Below are 17,212 nucleotides of genomic sequence, written 5' to 3'. Positions count from 1 at the left end.
CGTGTCGGCGCAGGTCAGCGGAGGTGGCGGTCGAAGAACGCGGCGACCGTGCCGCGCACCAGCGGAACCGAGCGGTTCGGCTCGATCGCGCCGATCAGTGCGACCCGTTCGGCCTCCGTCATCAGGCCGGCGGACCGGAACTGCGGGGCCATCGCGGCGAAATCGGTGAACACCCAGTGCCTCGCGTTGGTCACCACGCGTTTCGTAGTGCACCCGCCGTGCGCCAGCATCGCGGCCCACGAGCTGTCGTAGCGGGCGTCGCGGTAGCCGTCGGTGCCGAACAGCAGCAGCGGGCGGTCCACGCCGTCGCGTGCGACAGGCAGCAGCTCACCCGGCTGTCCGGGCTGCGCGGTGCCGTGGTCGAGGTAGCCCTCCAGGTTCACGGCGGCGTCGACGCGGCGGTCCTCGTACATGGTCTCGGCAGCGGTCGTGCCGCCCGCCGAGTGCCCGTACACGCCGATCCGCCGCAGGTCCAGGGCCCGTGACAGGTTGCGCGGGAGGGCGCGGCCGGCCGCGTCGGGGTTGTCGCCGCGCGCCAGCACCTCCAGTTGGTCCAGGACGAACTTCGTGTCGGCGATCCGGACGTCGACCATGGCCCGGAAGACCTCCGGGTGGACGCGGGGGTCGGCGGGCAGGGCGATGGTGCGCAGGCGGCCGTCGGGGAACTCGACCTCGCTGGTCTCCCCCGGGTGGTCGATCGACACCACCACGTACCCGCGACTGGCCAAGTCCTCGGCGAGCGTCGTGTTGATCGTGCGCGGATCGGCGGCTCCGGGGCTGTAGAGCAGCACGGGCCGCCTTACCGGCGACGCGGGCGCTCCGGTGTGCGAGTGGGTCTTGGTGGCCGCCCAGTCGACGCCCGATGCGGGCAGTTCGGGGTGGGCGTGGTTCACGTCGAGCCAGGCGAACGTCTCGGCGGCTTTCGGCGTCATCTGCGGCGCGACGGGATAGCCGCGCACGTCCTGGGCCGGGTAGTGCACGGTCGCCATCAGCTCACGGGCGCGCCCTGACGCATCCGGCCACGGGTCGAGGCGGTCGTGGTCGACCAGGTGCAACGTGGTGACGCCGACCTGGTGCGGTCCGGACGGCGCGGGCAGTCGCACGGTGTCGGCGGCGTTCGCCGCTCCCGTCCAGGCGAGCAGCAACGCCGCGGTCAAGCCTGCGGTTTTGCGCAACACGGTATTCCCCCTGTTCTCGATTTCGGGCAGCGCCGACCGCCGGAAGCAGCGGTCGCAATCCCGGTACGCGGCTCCCCCGAGCCGCTGTGCCGGGCACGTCTAGCGGGCGGCCGAGTGCACCCGGCCCACGTAGTCCCAGAGGCCGTCGCCCAGGTCGGACACCGGCTCGTCGGGCAGCACGTCGCGCAGCACGCCGTGGCCGTGCGCCCGGAAGAAAGCGCTCATCGAGGCGATGATGGTCGGGTCGCCGCCCGCGAAGTCACGGCCGATGCCGGCCAGCCGGCGGCCGAGTTCGCGGACCTCCGGATCGTCCGGCGGGGTGTTCGCGCGGTAGTGGCCGATGATCGCGACCAGCACCTGCGGCCATTCGGCGTCGAGTTCCTTGCGGCCGACCTCACCGAGCCCGGCGGACTGCCCGTCGAGGAACTCCCGCTGGTCCCGGGTGAGGTAGTCGTCGAAGATGCCGGTGCAGCCGAGCAGCGCCAGCAGGCCGCCGGAGTCCTGCTGCGGCGGGCCGTCCAGCTGGTCGAGCAGGCCCCTGGTCTGCCGGCGCAGCGCCTCCAGCCGCCACACCTGGTCGTCGAGCTGCTCCAGGTGCCCGGCCAGCACCTCGCGCAGCGGTCCGTGCGACGGGTCGGCCAGCACCTCGCCGATCTCCTCCAGCGACATGCCGAGCTGCCGCAGCAGGCGGATCCGGTAGAGCCGCTGGACGTCCGGCTCGGTGTAGCGGCGGTGCCCGGACGGCGTCCGCTCGCTGGGCCGCAGCAGGCCCAGTTCGTCGTAGTGGTGCAGGGTGCGCACGGTCAGGCCGGTGACCTTCGCCAGCGCGCCGACGCTCCAGCGCGGCTGCTTCACGTGCCCCGTCCCCGTCATGGATCCGACTCTAAAACCTCACGTCGGGTCAGTTTCAACACCGATTTCGGCGGGCACGTCGAGAACGCCCGGCCGGCTCCGTCCCCGGGTCGCAGCTGCACCCGACCGTGGAGGAGTGACCGATGAGCACCGTCGCCGACGTGCTGGCCAAGCCGATCTCGCAGGACCTGCTGACCTCGTCCACCCCGGCCCGCCTGTCGTACGTCGGGCTCGACGGCGACCCGCGCGTGGTGCCGGTCGCGTTCCTCTGGGACGGCGCGCGGATCGTCGTGTGCACGGTGCCCAAGGCCGCGAAGGTCCCCGCGTTGCGGCGCAACCCCCGGGTCGCGCTGACCGTCGACACCGAGGGCTACCCGCCCAAGGTGCTGCTGGTGCGCGGGGCGGCGACCGTCGAACTGGTCGACGGCGTGCCGGACGAGTACGTCGAGGCGAGCCGCAGGTTGGTGCCGGCCGACCGGTTCGGCGAGTGGGAGGCGGGCGTCCGGGCGTTGTACGCGCGGATGGCGCGCATCACGATCGAACCCGACTGGGTGAAGCTGCTCGACTTCGAGACCACGATCCCGAAGGCCGTCGAGGATCTCGTGCGGGCTCATCACGGGTGAGTGTCCTTTTCGAGCGCGCCCGTTCGACGTAGTGGTGGAATGCCGACCGACGACGGGAGCGACACCATGAAGTACATGCTGCTGATCTGCGCCGACCCGGACCTGCCGGTGACCGAGGGCGAGCCGACCATCGACCAGTGGGTGGACGAGGTCGAGGGCCGGCGGCTCGACGGGTCCGCGCTGGGGTCGCGGCGGGACGCGACCACCGTGCGGACCCGGGGTGACGAGGTGCTGCTGTCGGACGGGCCGTTCGCGGAGACCAAGGAGCACATCGTCGGCTACGACATCGTGGAGTGCGCCGACCTGGACGAGGCGATCGTGATCGCGTCCCGGCACCCGGTGGCCCGGTTCGGCGCGGTCGAGATCCGGCCGTTCCGGGACCTGTGAACACCGTCCGGGACGAGGTCGCGGCGGTCTTCCGGGCCGAGCGCGCCCGGATCGTGGCGACGCTCATCCGGCAGACCGGCGACTGGGGCCTGGCGGAGGAGTGCGTGCAGGACGCCTTCGCGCAGGCGTTGGAGGCGTGGCCGCGCGACGGCGTGCCGCGCAGTCCGGGCGGGTGGCTGACCACGGCCGCCCGCCGGCGCGCGGTGGACCGGCTGCGCCGCTCGTCGGTGGAGGCGGCGAAACTGCGGGAGGCTGCGGACGTGGCGGTGCCCGAACCGGAGGACGACGGCGGGATCGCGGACGACCTGCTGCGGCTGGTCTTCACGTGCTGCCACCCGGCGCTGCCGCTGGAGTCACGGGTCGCGCTGACCCTGCGCACGGTCGCGGGCCTGACCACGGCGGAGATCGCGCGGGCGTTCCTGGTCTCCGAAGCGGGCATGGCCAAGCGGCTGGTGCGGGCCCGGCAGAAGATCAAGAACGCGGGCATCCCGTACCGCGTGCCGCCCGCGCACCTGCTGCCCGAGCGCACCGGGTCCGTGCTGGGCGTGCTGTACCTGCTGTTCAACGAGGGCTACTCGGCGGCCCCGGAGCGCCGGGTGCTGTGCGTGGAGGCGATCCGGCTGGCGCGCACCCTGGCCGGGTTGATGCCCGACGAGCCGGAGGCGCTCGGGCTGCTCGCGCTGATGCTGCTGCACGATTCGCGGCGGGAGGCCCGGGTCGCCGACGGCGACCTGGTGCCGTTGGCCGACCAGGACCGGGCGCTGTGGGACACCGCGAAGATCGACGAGGGCACGGCGCTGCTGGACGGCGCGCTGCGCCGGGGCCGGCCGGGCCCGTACCAGGTGCAGGCGGCCATCGCGGCGTGCCACACGGCCGAGGAGACCGACTGGCCGCAGATCGTCCTGCTGTACGGCCAGTTGGCGAAGTTCGTGCCGTCGCCGACGGTGGAGCTGAACCGGGCGGTGGCGGTGTCCATGGCGGACGGTCCGGCGGCCGGGTTGGTGCTGGTGGACGGGGTGGCAGGGGCGCTGGCCGGGCACCACCTGGTGCCGGCGACCCGGGCGGACCTGCTGCGCCGCCTCGGCCGCGACGCCGAAGCCGCGGCGGCGTACCGGGAGGCCGTGGCCCTCGCGCCGACCGAGGAGGAGCGCCGCTACCTGTCGCGACGCCTGGCGGACCTGCCCGGGTCCACGACCTGACCGGGCGCGGTGTGCGCCGTCAGGACCAGTCCCAGCCGATGCCGAGCACGCCCGGCTGCACGTCCTTCGCCGTCGCGTGCAACACCCGGCCCGGCGTGAGGGCGAGTTCGTCGCCGTGCACGAGCACCGCGTCCACACCGGGCTGGGCGAGGGCGTAGCAGCGGACCGGGAGCCGGGGTTCCGTGAACTGCACGCTCAACACGTACGTGCCCACGGGGTAGCGGAACGCACGGCGGTAGTCACGGGCCTGTGCGCCGTTCTCCGCGATGGTGAACCGGTACTCCAGCAGGTGCGTTTGGCCCGCGCGCAACGTGTGGTCGAACAACAACTCCGCGGCGATCACGGGCGCGCCGGGGTGTGTGCGCACGCGGCCCAGCCGGCAGTTCCCCATCGCCTCCGCGCCCAACGCCCCCGGTGGCGTGCCGGGATCCGCGCAGTACACCGCCAGGTAACGGTCGGGGTGGCCGGCGACCGCGCGCAGCACCTGTCTGGTGTGGACCGAGCGGAGGACGCCGCACGCGTCCACTGTGGCGGCGTCGTCCTGCGACCACAGGCGGAGGTCTCCGTCGGACGGGCCGACCAGAGCCTCCACGGTCTCCGCCAACGATTGCGCGGGCTCCAGCATCCGGCCGTACTGCCGGGTCGACAGCGGCCGTGACACCCACCGGCCGCGCGGGCGGCGCGGGCCGAGCAGGGCCTCCAGCGAGTGCCGGGGCAGGCCCAGGATCGCCTCGATGGCCTGCACGGCGCGCAGCGAGTCGGCGCGTTCGGGACGGCTGCGGCCCAGCCGCCAGTAGCTCAGCGTGGACAGGCTGACGTGGATGCCGCGCCGGTCGAGCCGGTCGCGCAGGCGTTCCAGGGTGAGCCCGCTGCGCTCGACGGCGGCGCGCAGCGCGGCGTGGAACGGTCCGGTGCGCAGCAGCACGTCGACCTCGTGGTCGGCGTCGGGCGGAACGACCACCGCACACCCCCTCCACTGTGGAAGAAAACAGTTTAGAAGGCGGATTACGCCCGATATGACCGACGAAGGTGGGTATCCCTCCACAGTATTGGGCGCCGGTTCCACAGTTGGGCCGACCGGGCGCAGGCGACCTTGACCGCGTCGGACGCCCGGTATGTCATCGGCGCGGCGGCCCCCTGCAAGAGCCGCCGGAATCCCTGCCCTGTGCCGATTTCCCTTGGAGGGCACATGTCCCGTCCGTTGTCCGCGCGGCGGTTCGCCGCGCTGTTCTCCGCACTCGTGGCCGGTGCCGTCGTGCTGGTCGCGCCGTCCGCCACGGCCGCCGCGCCCGAGACCGACCTCGCCGCGACCGTCCGCGCCACCATGCTCCAGCAGCACGGCGACGCGATGAAGCGCCAGTGGGGCACGCAGACGTTGCGTGAGCCGCTGTTCGAGCCGACCCGCACGTCCGGCGCGTGGGTGTTCGGCAGCACCACCATCCCGATGACCTACGGCCAGGAGCACGGCGCGCCGCACATGGCGTTGTTCCTGGCCCGCAAGGAGCGGTCCGCGTGGCGGGTCGAACTCGACGGCACCGCCGGGTTCGCCGCCCTCGCCGCGCAGGCACCGTCCGCCGTGCTCAGCGACGGCGAGAAGAAGACGTTCGCGGCCAACCAGAGCAACCGCGCGCAAGCGCTCGCGCCCACCGGTCTCGGCCTGCCGTGGCCGGTGAACGTGGCGTGGTGGATGGGCGGCGGTCCGCACGGCAACAGCGGCGACAGCCGGCCGTTCAGCTCGATCGACTTCAACGGCGGTGACGGCCGGGTTCTGTCGGCCGGTGACGGCCGCGTGTACAAGAGCTGCATCGTGGGCCGCAGCGCGCTGGTGAAGGTCGTGCACGACAACGGCTACAGCAGCACGTACTACCACATGTACAACCTGACGACGCTCGCCGACGGCAGCGCCGTGCGCACCGGGACGTACCTCGGCAACATCGGCAACGAACTGCCGTGCGGCGGTTCCAGCACGGGTGCGCACGTGCACTTCTCGTTGCTGCGCGGTAACACGCACATCAGCGTCAACGGGATGACGATCGGCGGTTGGACGTTCTACGAGGGCTCGCAGGCGTACGGCGGCTACGCGCAGCGCGGCAGCACGCGCGTGTCCGTCGGCGGTCGGGTCACGAACTACGGCGGTGGCGGCACGACGCTGCCCACCGGCACGGTCGACGCGGGTTCGAACAGCACGGTGAACCTGCGTTCCGGCCCCGGCCTGAGCTACTCGGTCGCGGGCACGGTCGCGGACGGCGCGGTGGTGTCCATCGCGTGCACCAGCCGCGGCGAGGCCGTCGAAGGGGTCTGGGGCCGCACGGATCTGTGGAACCGGCTCGACGACGGCAAGTGGATCAGCGACGGTTTCGTGGACACCGGCTCGAACGGCCCGGTGGCTTCGGCCTGCTGACCCCGTGGTGCCGATCCCGCCCGCCGCCGGGGCGGGATCGGTACCGTCCGTGCGATGACGTTCTGGAAGTCACGCCGGACCCCGGAGCCGCTCGGCGACCCGGGCCAGGCACGGCTCGCCTTCCTGCTCCACGAGTACAACGCGATCCGCGCCGAACTGGTCGCGGCGGTCGCCACCCAGCAGACGGTGATGAACTACGGGCTGGCCGCGATCGCGGTCATCTACACGGGGGTGCTGGCGACCTGGGCGAACGTGCCGCTGCGCACCGGGATCCTGGCGCTGTCCCCCGCGCTGCTGATGTTCGTGTGGTTCGTCTGGTACGGCGAGGTGAAGCGGCTGGGCCGGACCCGCTGGTTCCTGTGGGAGCTGGAGAAGAAGGTCAACGGCCTGCTGCGGTCCTCCGAAGCCGCCGAGAGCGGGTCCGACCTGCCCGCCGGGGACGTGCTGCACTGGGAGAGCTGGGTGCGGGGCCGCAACCGGTGGCGGGCGAACCTGCACTCGCGGCCCGCCTACCACCTGTCCACGGGGTTGTTGTGCGGCACCGGACTGGGCACCACGGCGCTGTCGGTGGGGCTCGCCGTGGCCGGCGGGCTCGCCACGCCGTTGCTAATGCTGGTCTACGGCGGCGCGGCGGCTTTCCTGGCGTTGCTCTGGTACGCGCTGCGGCTGGTCCGCAAGAACCCGCTGCTGGCCGGCGCGGGCCGGCCGATCACCTGACCGGCCTGGGGAAACCTCGGCTGGTCAGCACCACGGCGAGCACCGGGACCAGCAGCACCAGCATGGTCCACGGGAACGACATCGGGCCGACGGCGTCCAGCAGCAGGCCGCCGATCGCGCCGCCTGCGGCCATCGCCACGTTCCACAGCGTCACCAGCATGGCCTGCGCGCTGTCCGCCTCGTCGCCGGCGGCGTCCGCGACGGCCGTCTGGAGCAGGGTCGGGATGCCGCCCCAGCCCAGACCCCACAACGTGACCGCGAGGTAGACCAGGACGTGGCTGCCGCTCGGCACGGCCAGCGCCGCCGCCGCGACGGCGACCACGACCGTGCCCGCGACGGTGAGCGCGCGCAGCCTGCGGTCGATGTGCGCGCCGACGTACCAGATGCCGACGATCGAGGCGACGCCGTAGACCAGCAGCACCACGTCGACGGAATCCCCGAGGCCGGCTTCGCCGAGGTAGGTGGCGATGTAGGTGTAGAAGACGGTCTGCGCCAAGACGAACACCAGGGTCGTGAACAACACCGCGGGCACACCGGGCCGACGCAGCGCGGCGCGCGGTTCCAGGTGGCCGGCGGGTGCGCCCGGCTGGTCCGGCACGAACGCGACGATCGCCGCGACCAGGACCGCGGTCAGCGCGGTCACCACCCAGAACGTCGCCCGCCAGCCGACCAGGTGGCCGAGGAACGTGCCCGCCGGGATGCCCAGCGACAGCGCCACCGGCAAGCCGGCCATCACGATCGCGACGGCCCGACCCGCCGACTGGGCGGGCACCAGGCGGCGGGCGTAGCCGGCCAGCAGCGCCCACACCACGCCCGCCGCGATCCCGGCGACGAACCGGGCCGCGAGCGTGAGCACGTAGTCGGCCGAGACCGCGGTGACCGTGTTGGCCACCGCGAAGCCGAGCATGGACGTCAGCAGCAGGCGTTTGCGCCGCCACGCGGCGGTGGCCGTGACGAGGGGGATCGCCGACACGGCCGTGCCGACGGCGTAGATCGTGACCAACTGCCCGGTCGCGGACTCCGCCACGCCCAGGCCGGCGCTCATCGCGGGCAGCACGCCGGCCGGCAGCGCCTCGGTCAGGACGGTGACGAACGCGGCGAGGGTGAGCGGCAGCAGGGCCCGCAGCGGGAGCCGGGGAGGCGCGGAAGTGCGGTTCGACATGCCCGTATGCTCGAACCCTCACACATGTGTGAAGGTCCAATCCCATCGGGCGTGAGGTGGAGCACATGCGCATCGGGGAGCTGTCCGAGCGGACCGACACGTCCCGCCGACTGCTGCGCTACTACGAGGAACGCGGGCTGATCGTGTCCACCCGTTCCGCCAACGGCTACCGCGACTACGACGAGAACCTGGTGGACCGGGTGCTCCAGATCCGGGGGCTGCTCGACGCCGGGCTGCCCACCCGCATCATCAAACAGATCCTGCCCTGCCTGGACAAGCCCCGGGCGATCCACTTCCCGGACGCCACCCCGGAGATGCTCGCCACCCTGGAGCGGGAGCGCGACCGGATGACCGAGCGCGTCCGCTGCCTGACCCGCAACCTGGACGCGATCTCCGAGTACCTCGACGCGGTGCGCTCCTACGTGCCGTAGACGAGTGTCGACTGCGGCCACCCCGCCGCTTACGACCACTGATCGACTTGGGCACCACTCGTCTCGCGGTACGCCTCGGCCAGCGCGGCGAAAGACTTCTTCGGCACCCGCGTGCCGTCCTGGTCCACCCGCACCACGCCGAAGCTGCCCAGGTCGAGGTCAGGTTCACCGCCGTGCGGCAGGTGGAAGCACGCGTAGGTGCAGACGAACGCCGCGTCCACACCGGTCCGCTCGAAGACGCCGACCAGGTCGCGCAGGTACCCGGCCTGGCCGTGCTCGTCGCGCACCAGGTCGCTGCTGAACCCCGACGGGCGGCCGTCCAGGTACTCGACGACGAGCGTGCCGCGCGCGCCCAGGTCCGCCGCGCCCTCGTAGGTGGCCGCGCCGAACTCCGTGATGGCGACGGGTTTGCCCTGCGCGACCACGGCGCGGATCAGGTCTTCGTAGCGGTCGGCGATCTCGGCGGCGCGGTAGGCGTCGACGGACACGATGTCGAACGGCGTCCAGTCGACGCCCTCGAACGGGACGGACGCGTAGGTCACCGGTCCGCCGAACCGCGCCCGCACCACCCGGACCGCCTCGGCGAGGAACTCGTTGATCCGCCGGGGCAGGTCCGCAATCAGCGCGGCGACCTGCTCGCGGGAACCGCCGAGCAGCGCGGCGGTGCGCTCCAGGCCGTCCTCGCCGGGCAGGAAACCCTTGGTGAACAAGCTCAACTCGGCCCCGGTCACCAGAACCACGTCCGCGCCGCCGGCCCGCACGCGCTCGGCGCGTTGCGCGCAGTCGGCCAGGACGGCCAGCAGCTCGTCGGTGGTGAGTTCGCCGGTGAACGGCGAGAACCACACCGCCAGGCCGAGGGAGGCGGCGATCCGGGCGGCGGTCTCCAGCCGCTCCGGGTCGCCGCCGGTCAGCCGCACCGCCGTGCAGCGCAGGTCGTCCCGGATGGCGCGCAGGTCGCGCGCCACCTCCTCGGGGTCCCACTTCTCGTGCGTACTGACACCGAACTGGTTGATGTACCCGGTGTCGTACCCGATGCCTTTGACGCGCATGCCCACCCCTCACCATTACGGTACGAGACGTACCCTAACGGCGAAGTTAGCACAGCCCAGCGACGCGGTGTTAAGGTACGCCGCGTACCAGGAGGTGAGCGGGTGACGGAGACCCGGCGACGCGGGGCGGAGCTGGAGCGGGCGATCCTGACCGCCGCCGCCGAGGAACTGGCCGAGTCCGGGTACGAGGGTCTGACCATGGACCGGGTCGCGAAACGCGCCGGCACCAACAAGAACGCCATCTACCGCCGCTGGCCGAACCGGGCCGCGCTCGGCGTGGCCGCCTACCGGCACCTGATGACCGCGGCGGTCGACCTGCCCGACACCGGGGACCTGCGCGAGGACGTGCTGACCCTGCTGCGCGGCGCGAACCGGCACTGGGACTCGCCCGAGGGCGCGATCCTGCGCGGGCTGATGACCGGCATCGGCGTGCCCGAACTGCTGGCGCAGATCCAGGACGCGGTGAGCGACGCGGGCAGCGCGCTCTGGCTGACCGTGCTGGGCCGCGCGGTGGCCCGCGGCGAGGCCCGCCCGGAGGCCCTGCACCCCAGGGTCGCCACGGTCGCGGTCGCCTTGCTGCGCAACGAGTTCCTCGCCGCCGGGGGGCCGAACGTGCCGGACGCCGCGTTGGTCGAGATCGTGGACGAGGTCTACCTGCCGCTGGTGCGCGCCCGCTGACTAGCCCGCCGGGCGCAGCTCGCGGCCGGACGCGGTGAGGTGCTCCCACGTGCGTCCGCGCTGGCTGGGCGGTTCGGAACCGTCCGCCGTGCGCAACGGGTACACCAGGCCGAACGGAACAGGCTGGTCGAACTCGTCGCCGCTGCGGACGTCGACCAGGTCTCGTACGTGCGCCATGACGTCCTCCTCGCCGGAGAGAGGCGGAACGGCCCCGCCGCCACGGGGCCGTTCCGGTTGTGCGGCCTGGATACCCCTTGCACCACAACGACATGCTGCGGCATAAGGGTGAACCTCAACCCGTTGCGGATCGCGTGTTGCCCTCGCCGGCCGCCTGACGCGCCCCGCTCGGCGCGACGCCGACGTTCAACTCCGCCAACGAAGTCCACGGGTTGCCGCCGACCTCGCTCGACGCCCGCAGCTTCACGTACCGCGTACTGCGCGCCGTGAAGCACGCCGACTGCTCGACCGCGCTGTCCGCCCACGTGCCGCTCGCCGCCGTGGACCACGTCGTGCCGTCGACGGACGTCTGCACCTCGTACCCGGCGATCCGCCCGTTGGACTGGGTCTGCCGGGGCGCGCCGTACAGGCACTTCACCGAGTACGGCCCGCCGAGATCCACCTGGATCTCGTGCGGCATCGGATCGGATCCGCCGGACCACCTGGTGTGCCAGATGGTCGAGGTGTCGCCGTCGAGCACGTTGACCGCCGCGCCGTTCTCGCCCGACGTCTCCTGGCTGTCGACGTGCTTCACCGACATCTGCGACTGCGCCACGCGGACCGTGCCGCCGCCCGCCGCCGGACCGATGTCGTCCACCACCAGGTCGTCGATCACCAGGTCGTGCTGCTGCCCTCCGGTGTCCGCGCCCAGCGGGGTCTTCACCACCCCGATGAACGCCGTCGGGTCGCCGTCGAGTTCGACGGCGAACCGCTCGGGGGTGCGGGACTGCGCGAGACCGGTGGTGGTGCTCGCGGTGGTCCCGGTGCCGGTGACGAACTCGTACTCGCCGGAGTTCGTGGCCAGGTAGGTGAAGCTCACCGAGTAGCGGCGACCGGCGTCGAACCGCAGGGTCTGCGGCAGGGTGCGGTAGATCAGGCCGGCGCGCTCCTCGTGCGATTTGAGCGAGAAGCCGCCGGCGATCACGTCGTCGATCAGCTTGCCGTTCCAGCCGGCCGTGTACGGGGCGTGCGGCGTGGAGAGGTGGGTGCGCGGATCGGTCGCGGTGCCGCCCGCGTTCCCCGTCACGAACGGCCCCCAGCCGGAGTCGACGTTCTCGAAGTCCTCCACGAAGTGGTGCCCCGCCTGGGGAGTGCGGCCCGACCGCACGGCCCGGACGGTGTCGAACGTCGCCGCGTCACCGCTGAGCTTCAGCGTCGCCGCGGACTGCCCGGCCGGCACGTCGACCAGCACCTTGATCCGCTGCATCGACGTGCGGTTGTACTCGTCGGCCCCGGTGTTGTTGGCGTACAAGGACGATTCCGTCCACGCCGTCACCTCAGGGCCACCCGAGGGCGTCACGGAGAGCGTGGCGCGCTTCCCGTTCTGCGTCGACACGTACGCCGACACCGCGTACGTCCCCCCGCCGGTCAGGCCGGTCAACTGCTGCGACACCGCGCCCCCGGCGAGCTTGACCTGCTTCTGCCCGTTGGACGTGGTGGCGACGGACGCGTTGCCGCTGACCGTCCAGTCCGCGAGCCCACCGTAGAAATCGGGGTCCTTCAACGGGGTTCCGCTCCCCCACTGCGGGTTCGGCGCAGTGCCCGGATCGGACTTGTAGACCACGTAAGGCGTGTTGGCGGTCGCGTTGATGCTCACCTGACGGTTGGTGACGTTCAGGTTCTGCACGAACTGCCGCCCGGTGTCGGTGAGCTTGTACAGCTTCACGGCTCCCGGAGCGCCCCACGACGTCGGCAGCGTCCACGTGGTCGTGCCCGCCGTGCTGTTCCAGTGGTACAGCTTGCCTTCGTCGTCCCACGGCAGCAGGTACGAGCCGCCGTTGAGCACGAGGTGGCCGTCCTTGCTGATCTGCCGTGTGCCGCCGTTGGTCACGGTCACGCCGTTGGCCAGCGTGATGCCGGACGCCGTCCACTTCACGATCGGCGCGCCCTGGAGGTACTTGGTGGGCAGGTTGGTGCCGAACGTGCTGCGCAGGAACGCGTTGTAGTCGGTCTTGCCCTGCCACCCCTCGTACGCCGCGAGGTCGCCGCCGCCCAGCAGCGGGTGGCCGGCGATCCAGTCGTCGCGCTGGTGGTTGCGGATGAACCGGACGAGTTGGCTGTTGATGCCCTTGAGGTTGCCGCCGCCGTAGGCCACGTCGTTGGCCCAGTGCGTCCAGGTGGCGTTCTCCTCGAACTTGTCGGGGAACTCGGTGGCCACCTCGTAGCCCAGCCCGTTCATCTCGCGGGCGAACTTCCGGGTCACGTAACCGTCGCCGTACCAGACGTCGACGTACAGGAAGTCCAGGCCGGGCACGGCGTCGCGGAACTGCCGGAGCCGGGCGAGCCGCTTGCCGCCCTGCCCGTCCGCCCGGGTGTCGATCAGGTAGCTCTGGTCGAGCCAGTCCCAGCCGCCCTGCACCGGGTTCTTCAGGATCGCCGGGTCGAAGTTCTCCGCCTCCGGGTAGGTCTCGGTGGCCTGGACGTGCACGCCGATGTCGGCGTTGAGCGCGTTCGAGTCGGTGACGAGCTTGTTCAGGTCGGCCACGCCGCCCTGGCGCGCGCCGACGTCGGCGTAGTCCGGGTGGCCCGAGTCGTGGCCTTCGCTGCCATATCCCTTGAGCAGCACGAACTGGCCGAGGCCGTCGGTGTTGAGGGCGACCCGCTTGGTCTCGTCGAGGGTGCGCAGGAACGGGTGCGCGGCGTTGGACGCGAAGTTGAACGGGATGCGCATCACCGGCCGTTGCGCGACCTTCTGCCAGCCTTGCGGGCTGGTCATGACGTCGCGGAACGCGATCGCGCCGTCCTGCCAGTCGACCGTCGAGTCGGCGTTGCGGTCGCCGGTCACCACGATCTTGGCGTAGGGCAGCGGTTCCGGGTCGCCGAACGCCGCGCCCGCCGCGCGGTGCAGCCAGTCGCCGCTCCACAGGCCGAGCCGCCGGTACCCGGGTTTGGCCACGGTCTGCTTCCGGATCCGCCCGTTCTCGCCCGCCGTCACGCCGGACGGGGTGTCGTAGTAGGAGTTCGTGCTGATCGACGCGGCGAGCTGCCCGGTGTTGACCACGCCGTACATGTAGCCCTGCGGCGCGGTGTCGACGGCGGTGGACGCGGTCAGCGCGGCGAACGCGTCGCCGCTGCCGGTGGTGGCGGTGTGCATCCGCGCCCCGGCGAACGCCGGGCTCGGCTGCGTGCTGCGGACCGACACCAGCGCGTGGTCGGGGACGGCCAGGGTGCGCACGGGGTTGGCCGGGGTGTCGCCGATCCGGGTGACGGTGAACTCGACCTGGCGGCCGGAGACCGTGATCGAGGCGTCCAGGGTGATGCCGCCGTACTGGGCGAAGGTGAGCGCGTAGTCGATCCGGTCGGCGGTCTTCGTGCTGGTCACGGTCGGGGTGTAGGCGGTGCCGTTCAGGGTGACCTGGCCGAGGGTGTCCTCGTTGCCGGTGAGCACGGTGCCGGACGCGAGGTCGGTGTAGGACGCGATGCGCGGGAACTGCGGGTCCACCTCCACGCGCAGGGCGGAGGACGTGATGGTGACCGGGGCGGCGGCGCCCGCTGCGGGCACCGGCACGGCGAGGCCGGCGGCGAGCGCCGCGAGGGCGATGAGGCTGGGGACACTGCGGAGGTGCATAGCGGCTCCCGGGGGAGGGCCGAGCGCGCAGGAGCGCTCGACTGTACCCGAGATTCTCCGAGCGGAAATGCGCAAAAGTCAAGACAAAACGTCAGGACTGAACATCCACCCGCAAGATCCTGCACAACTCGGTCAGCGCGCGGCCCAGCGGCAGGTCGACCCGCGCGGTCGCGTGCCGGTCGCCCCTGGTCTCGCCCTGGTTCACGATCACCACCGGCGTGCCCGCCCCGGCCGCCCGCCGGACGAACCGCAGCCCCGACATGACGGTCAGCGACGAGCCCAGGACCAGCACCGACCGGGCCCGGTCCACCATCCGCGCGCACTCGTCCACCCGCGCCCGGGGCACGTTCTCGCCGAAGAACACCACGTCCGGCTTGAGCACCCCGGCGCAGTCCGCGCACCCGACCACCCGGAACCCGCGCACGTCCTCGTCGGCCAGGTCCGCGTCGCCGTCCGGGTTGATCCGCGCGACGTCGGCGGTGAAGTCCGGGTTCGCCGCGCGCAGCCGGCGGTCCAGCTCCTCGCGCGGGCTCGGCCGGCGGCAGTCCAGGCACACCACCCGGTCGAGGTTGCCGTGCAGCTCCACGGCGTCCGCCGTGCCCGCCGCGTGGTGCAGGCCGTCCACGTTCTGGGTGATCACCCCGGCCACGAACCCGGCCGAGCGCAACGCGGCCACCGCGCGGTGGCCCGCGTTCGGGTCGGCGCGGGCGATCGTGCGCCACCCCAGGTGGCTGCGCGCCCAGTACCGCCGCCGGCCGGCCTCGCTGCCGGTGAACTCGTCGTAGGTCATCGGGGTGTGCCGGCGCAGGCTGCCCGCCGCGCCCCGGTAGTCGGGGATGCCCGACTCGGTGGACAGGCCCGCCCCGCTGAGCACGACCACGTCCCGCGCGGCGACCGCCCGCACCACCTCGTCCAGGCTGGTCGTGCGCGGCAGCGGCGCGCCGGTGGCGGTCCAGCTCAGCGTCGGGCGTGTGCGCACGAACCCAGCCTACGTGCGGTTTCTAGAGCCAGCCGCGGTCCTCGGCCACGCGCACCGCCTCGGCCCTGGTGCGCGCCCCCGTCTTGCCGATCGCGGACGAGAGGTGGTTGCGCACCGTGCCCTCGGACAGGTGCAGCACCTTGGCCAGGTCCGCCACCGTCGCGCCGTCCCTCGCGCACGCCAGCACGTCGCGCTCCCGGTCGGTCAACGGGCTGCGCCCGCTGGCCAGCGACTCGGCGGCCAACGCCGGGTCCACCACGCGCAGCCCCGCGTGCACCCGGCGCACCGCGTCCACCAACTGCTCCGGCGAGGCGTCCTTGACCACGAACCCCGCCGCGCCCGCCGCCATCGCCCGCGCCAGGTAGCCGGGCCGGCCGAACGTCGTGCACACCACCACCCGGCACGACGGCAGCGCCTCGCGCAGGTCGGCGGCGGCGGTCAGCCCGTCGCGGCCGGGCATCTGCACGTCCAGCAGCGCCACGTCCGGGCGGGCCCGCAGCGCCGCCGCCACCACCTCGTCACCGGCGCTGACCTCGGCCACCACCTCGATGTCCGCCTCCAGCCCCAGCATCGCCGCCAACGCCCCGCGCACCAGCGCCTGGTCGTCCGCCAGCAGCACCCTGATCACGAGACCTCCGTCTGCGCAGTCCCCGTCTGTGTGGTCCCCGCCCGCGCGGTCCCCGTCGGGCCGGCCACCTCCGCGCGCAGCCGGTACCCGCCGCCCTCCAGGGGCCCGGCCCGCACGGTGCCCCCGACCTCGGCGAGCCGCTCGGCCAGGCCGGCCAGCCCGCTGCCGGGCTCGCCGACCCCCGCGCCGCGCCCGTCGTCGCGGACCTCCAGCCACGTGTCACCCAGCCGGATCTCGCACCGCGACGCCGCCGAGTGCCGCAAAACGTTCGTAACCCCCTCGCGGAGGACATAACCGAACACCCGCTGCAAATCCGGGTGCACGTTGTCCACGGCGTGCGGCAGGTCCGCCTCCACCCCGGCCGCCCGCAACGCCGCCCGCGCGCCCACGACCTCCGCCGACAGCGACACCTCCCGGTACCCCGAGACGGTCGCCCGCACGTCGCCGAGCACCTGCCGGGTCAGGTTCTCGATCCCCTTGACCTCGTCGTAGGCCCGGTCGCGCTGGTCCTGCTCCAGCAGCCGCCGGGCCAGCCCCGCCTTGACCGTGATCGTGGTGAGGCTGTGCCCGAGGATGTCGTGCAGGTCCCGGGCCAGCCGGTTGCGCTCCTCGGTCACCGCCAGCGTCGCGATCTCCTCCTGCGCCAGCTGCAGCTCCTTGTTCGCCCGGAACAGCCGGCCCAGCGACACCATGCCCACCGACACCGACACCAGCGTGATCAGCTCGCCCGCGTCGCGCGGCAGCGCGTCGGTCGCCAGCATCGCCCCGGTCAAACCGACCAGCACCACGCCGTCGACCAGCACCGCCCGGCGCACCGGCAGGGCCATCGCGGTGGTGGCCATCGCGTAGACCATCAGGCCGGCCGCGTCCAGGCCGAGCACCGCGACGACCGCCAGGCCGGCGGCGACGAGCACCACGCAGGCGACCGTGCGGCGCCGGTCGTCGTCGTAGCGCGCGAGCAGGAGCGGCATCAGCAGCCAGCTGCCCGCGTAGAGCGCCAGCAGCACGATCGACACGACCTTGAGCCAGACGTCCTGCCCGCCGTTCACGATCCCGTACACCACGCCCGGGATGTAGAACAGGATGAACAGCGAGCTGAACGCCAGCCACTTCCAACCGACCCGCATGGTCGCCAACCTAAAGG

General features: G+C 72.4%; 17 protein-coding genes. 7 read left to right on the top strand and 10 right to left on the bottom strand.

The window, feature by feature from the left end; translation table 11 throughout:
• Positions 1 to 14: 14 nt before the first annotated feature.
• On the bottom strand, positions 15 to 1,178 hold the full coding sequence (locus tag AC0HI0_RS01625) for an alpha/beta hydrolase family protein (RefSeq protein ID WP_480930430.1): 1,164 nt from the start codon (positions 1,176 to 1,178) through the stop codon (positions 15 to 17).
• 99 nt (positions 1,179 to 1,277) lie between these two features.
• Entirely contained in the window at positions 1,278 to 2,051 is a 774-nt protein-coding gene (locus AC0HI0_RS01620; protein WP_480930429.1) for a MerR family transcriptional regulator, read from the bottom strand.
• Between the two features lie 122 nt (positions 2,052 to 2,173).
• Here AC0HI0_RS01620 and AC0HI0_RS01615 point away from each other — a divergent pair, with 122 nt between their 5' ends.
• From AC0HI0_RS01615 to AC0HI0_RS01605, 3 genes are all read left to right on the top strand, one after another.
• The gene (locus AC0HI0_RS01615) at positions 2,174 to 2,653 is read left to right on the top strand and encodes a pyridoxamine 5'-phosphate oxidase family protein (RefSeq protein WP_480930428.1); all 480 of its coding nucleotides are present in this window, start codon (positions 2,174 to 2,176) and stop codon (positions 2,651 to 2,653) included.
• A 66-nt stretch (positions 2,654 to 2,719) separates the two neighbouring features.
• Complete coding sequence (locus AC0HI0_RS01610; RefSeq protein WP_480934231.1) at positions 2,720 to 3,040, top strand: YciI family protein; 321 nt, start codon at positions 2,720 to 2,722, stop codon at positions 3,038 to 3,040.
• Positions 3,037 to 4,239 carry an RNA polymerase sigma factor gene (locus AC0HI0_RS01605; RefSeq protein ID WP_480930427.1) on the top strand — a complete coding sequence of 401 codons (1,203 nt, stop codon included), beginning with the start codon at positions 3,037 to 3,039 and terminating at the stop codon, positions 4,237 to 4,239. The genes AC0HI0_RS01610 and AC0HI0_RS01605 overlap by 4 nt, the downstream gene beginning before the upstream one ends.
• A 19-nt stretch (positions 4,240 to 4,258) precedes the next feature.
• Here the strand turns inward: AC0HI0_RS01605 and AC0HI0_RS01600 are convergent, their stop codons facing one another.
• Positions 4,259 to 5,200, bottom strand: a complete 942-nt coding sequence (locus AC0HI0_RS01600) for a hypothetical protein (protein WP_480930426.1) — start codon at positions 5,198 to 5,200, stop codon at positions 4,259 to 4,261.
• Between the two features lie 228 nt (positions 5,201 to 5,428).
• Here AC0HI0_RS01600 and AC0HI0_RS01595 point away from each other — a divergent pair, with 228 nt between their 5' ends.
• Together AC0HI0_RS01595 and AC0HI0_RS01590 are read left to right on the top strand one after the other, a co-directional pair.
• Positions 5,429 to 6,640, top strand: a complete 1,212-nt coding sequence (locus AC0HI0_RS01595; protein ID WP_480930425.1) for a M23 family metallopeptidase — start codon at positions 5,429 to 5,431, stop codon at positions 6,638 to 6,640.
• 54 nt (positions 6,641 to 6,694) lie between these two features.
• Entirely contained in the window at positions 6,695 to 7,357 is a 663-nt protein-coding gene (locus tag AC0HI0_RS01590) for a hypothetical protein (RefSeq protein WP_480930424.1), read from the top strand.
• Here AC0HI0_RS01590 and AC0HI0_RS01585 read toward each other — a convergent pair.
• The gene (locus AC0HI0_RS01585; RefSeq protein ID WP_480930423.1) at positions 7,350 to 8,519 is read right to left on the bottom strand and encodes an MFS transporter; all 1,170 of its coding nucleotides are present in this window, start codon (positions 8,517 to 8,519) and stop codon (positions 7,350 to 7,352) included. The genes AC0HI0_RS01590 and AC0HI0_RS01585 overlap by 8 nt on opposite strands.
• Positions 8,520 to 8,584: 65 nt before the next feature.
• Between AC0HI0_RS01585 and AC0HI0_RS01580 the strand changes: the two genes are divergently transcribed.
• Complete coding sequence (locus AC0HI0_RS01580; RefSeq protein WP_480930422.1) at positions 8,585 to 8,950, top strand: MerR family transcriptional regulator; 366 nt, start codon at positions 8,585 to 8,587, stop codon at positions 8,948 to 8,950.
• A gap of 29 nt (positions 8,951 to 8,979) precedes the next feature.
• Here the strand turns inward: AC0HI0_RS01580 and AC0HI0_RS01575 are convergent, their stop codons facing one another.
• Positions 8,980 to 9,999, bottom strand: coding sequence for a hypothetical protein (locus AC0HI0_RS01575; protein WP_480930421.1), 1,020 nt, complete (start codon positions 9,997 to 9,999; stop codon positions 8,980 to 8,982).
• Positions 10,000 to 10,101: 102 nt separating this feature from the next.
• Between AC0HI0_RS01575 and AC0HI0_RS01570 the strand changes: the two genes are divergently transcribed.
• Positions 10,102 to 10,677: a TetR/AcrR family transcriptional regulator gene (locus AC0HI0_RS01570; RefSeq protein ID WP_480930420.1), complete on the top strand. Its 576-nt coding sequence runs from the start codon at positions 10,102 to 10,104 to the stop codon at positions 10,675 to 10,677.
• Here the strand turns inward: AC0HI0_RS01570 and AC0HI0_RS01565 are convergent, their stop codons facing one another.
• The 5 genes from AC0HI0_RS01565 to AC0HI0_RS01545 all read right to left on the bottom strand — a co-directional run bounded on the left by AC0HI0_RS01565 (position 10,678) and on the right by AC0HI0_RS01545 (position 17,195).
• Entirely contained in the window at positions 10,678 to 10,854 is a 177-nt protein-coding gene (locus AC0HI0_RS01565; protein WP_480930419.1) for a hypothetical protein, read from the bottom strand.
• Between the two features lie 115 nt (positions 10,855 to 10,969).
• Positions 10,970 to 14,461, bottom strand: a complete 3,492-nt coding sequence (locus AC0HI0_RS01560) for an endo-alpha-N-acetylgalactosaminidase family protein (protein WP_480930418.1) — start codon at positions 14,459 to 14,461, stop codon at positions 10,970 to 10,972.
• 91 nt (positions 14,462 to 14,552) lie between these two features.
• A complete protein-coding gene (locus tag AC0HI0_RS01555; protein WP_480930417.1) occupies positions 14,553 to 15,440 on the bottom strand; it encodes an NAD-dependent protein deacetylase in 888 nt (295 codons plus the stop codon).
• Between the two features lie 22 nt (positions 15,441 to 15,462).
• The gene (locus AC0HI0_RS01550; protein ID WP_480930416.1) at positions 15,463 to 16,068 is read right to left on the bottom strand and encodes a response regulator transcription factor; all 606 of its coding nucleotides are present in this window, start codon (positions 16,066 to 16,068) and stop codon (positions 15,463 to 15,465) included.
• A complete protein-coding gene (locus tag AC0HI0_RS01545; protein ID WP_480930415.1) occupies positions 16,065 to 17,195 on the bottom strand; it encodes a sensor histidine kinase in 1,131 nt (376 codons plus the stop codon). Before AC0HI0_RS01545 ends, AC0HI0_RS01550 begins: the two co-directional genes overlap by 4 nt.
• Positions 17,196 to 17,212: the final 17 nt, after the last annotated feature.

Source organism: Saccharothrix sp. NBAS 001 (assembly GCF_056640475.1).
Note: the sequence above shows the minus strand (reverse complement) of the source record. Positions and strands in the feature narration are given on the sequence as shown.

Bases quoted from the DNA above. Each gene is read 5' to 3' on its own strand.
- AC0HI0_RS01620 (WP_480930429.1), bottom strand. From the start codon at position 2,051: ATGACGGGGACGGGGCACGTGAAGCAGCCGCGCTGGAGCGTCGGCGCG.
- AC0HI0_RS01615 (WP_480930428.1), top strand. From the start codon at position 2,174: ATGAGCACCGTCGCCGACGTGCTGGCCAAGCCGATCTCGCAGGACCTG.
- AC0HI0_RS01610 (WP_480934231.1), top strand. From the start codon at position 2,720: ATGAAGTACATGCTGCTGATCTGCGCCGACCCGGACCTGCCGGTGACC.
- AC0HI0_RS01595 (WP_480930425.1), top strand. From the start codon at position 5,429: ATGTCCCGTCCGTTGTCCGCGCGGCGGTTCGCCGCGCTGTTCTCCGCA.
- AC0HI0_RS01590 (WP_480930424.1), top strand. From the start codon at position 6,695: ATGACGTTCTGGAAGTCACGCCGGACCCCGGAGCCGCTCGGCGACCCG.
- AC0HI0_RS01585 (WP_480930423.1), bottom strand. From the start codon at position 8,519: ATGTCGAACCGCACTTCCGCGCCTCCCCGGCTCCCGCTGCGGGCCCTG.
- AC0HI0_RS01580 (WP_480930422.1), top strand. From the start codon at position 8,585: ATGCGCATCGGGGAGCTGTCCGAGCGGACCGACACGTCCCGCCGACTG.
- AC0HI0_RS01575 (WP_480930421.1), bottom strand. From the start codon at position 9,999: ATGCGCGTCAAAGGCATCGGGTACGACACCGGGTACATCAACCAGTTC.
- AC0HI0_RS01565 (WP_480930419.1), bottom strand. From the start codon at position 10,854: ATGGCGCACGTACGAGACCTGGTCGACGTCCGCAGCGGCGACGAGTTC.
- AC0HI0_RS01560 (WP_480930418.1), bottom strand. From the start codon at position 14,461: ATGCACCTCCGCAGTGTCCCCAGCCTCATCGCCCTCGCGGCGCTCGCC.
- AC0HI0_RS01545 (WP_480930415.1), bottom strand. From the start codon at position 17,195: ATGCGGGTCGGTTGGAAGTGGCTGGCGTTCAGCTCGCTGTTCATCCTG.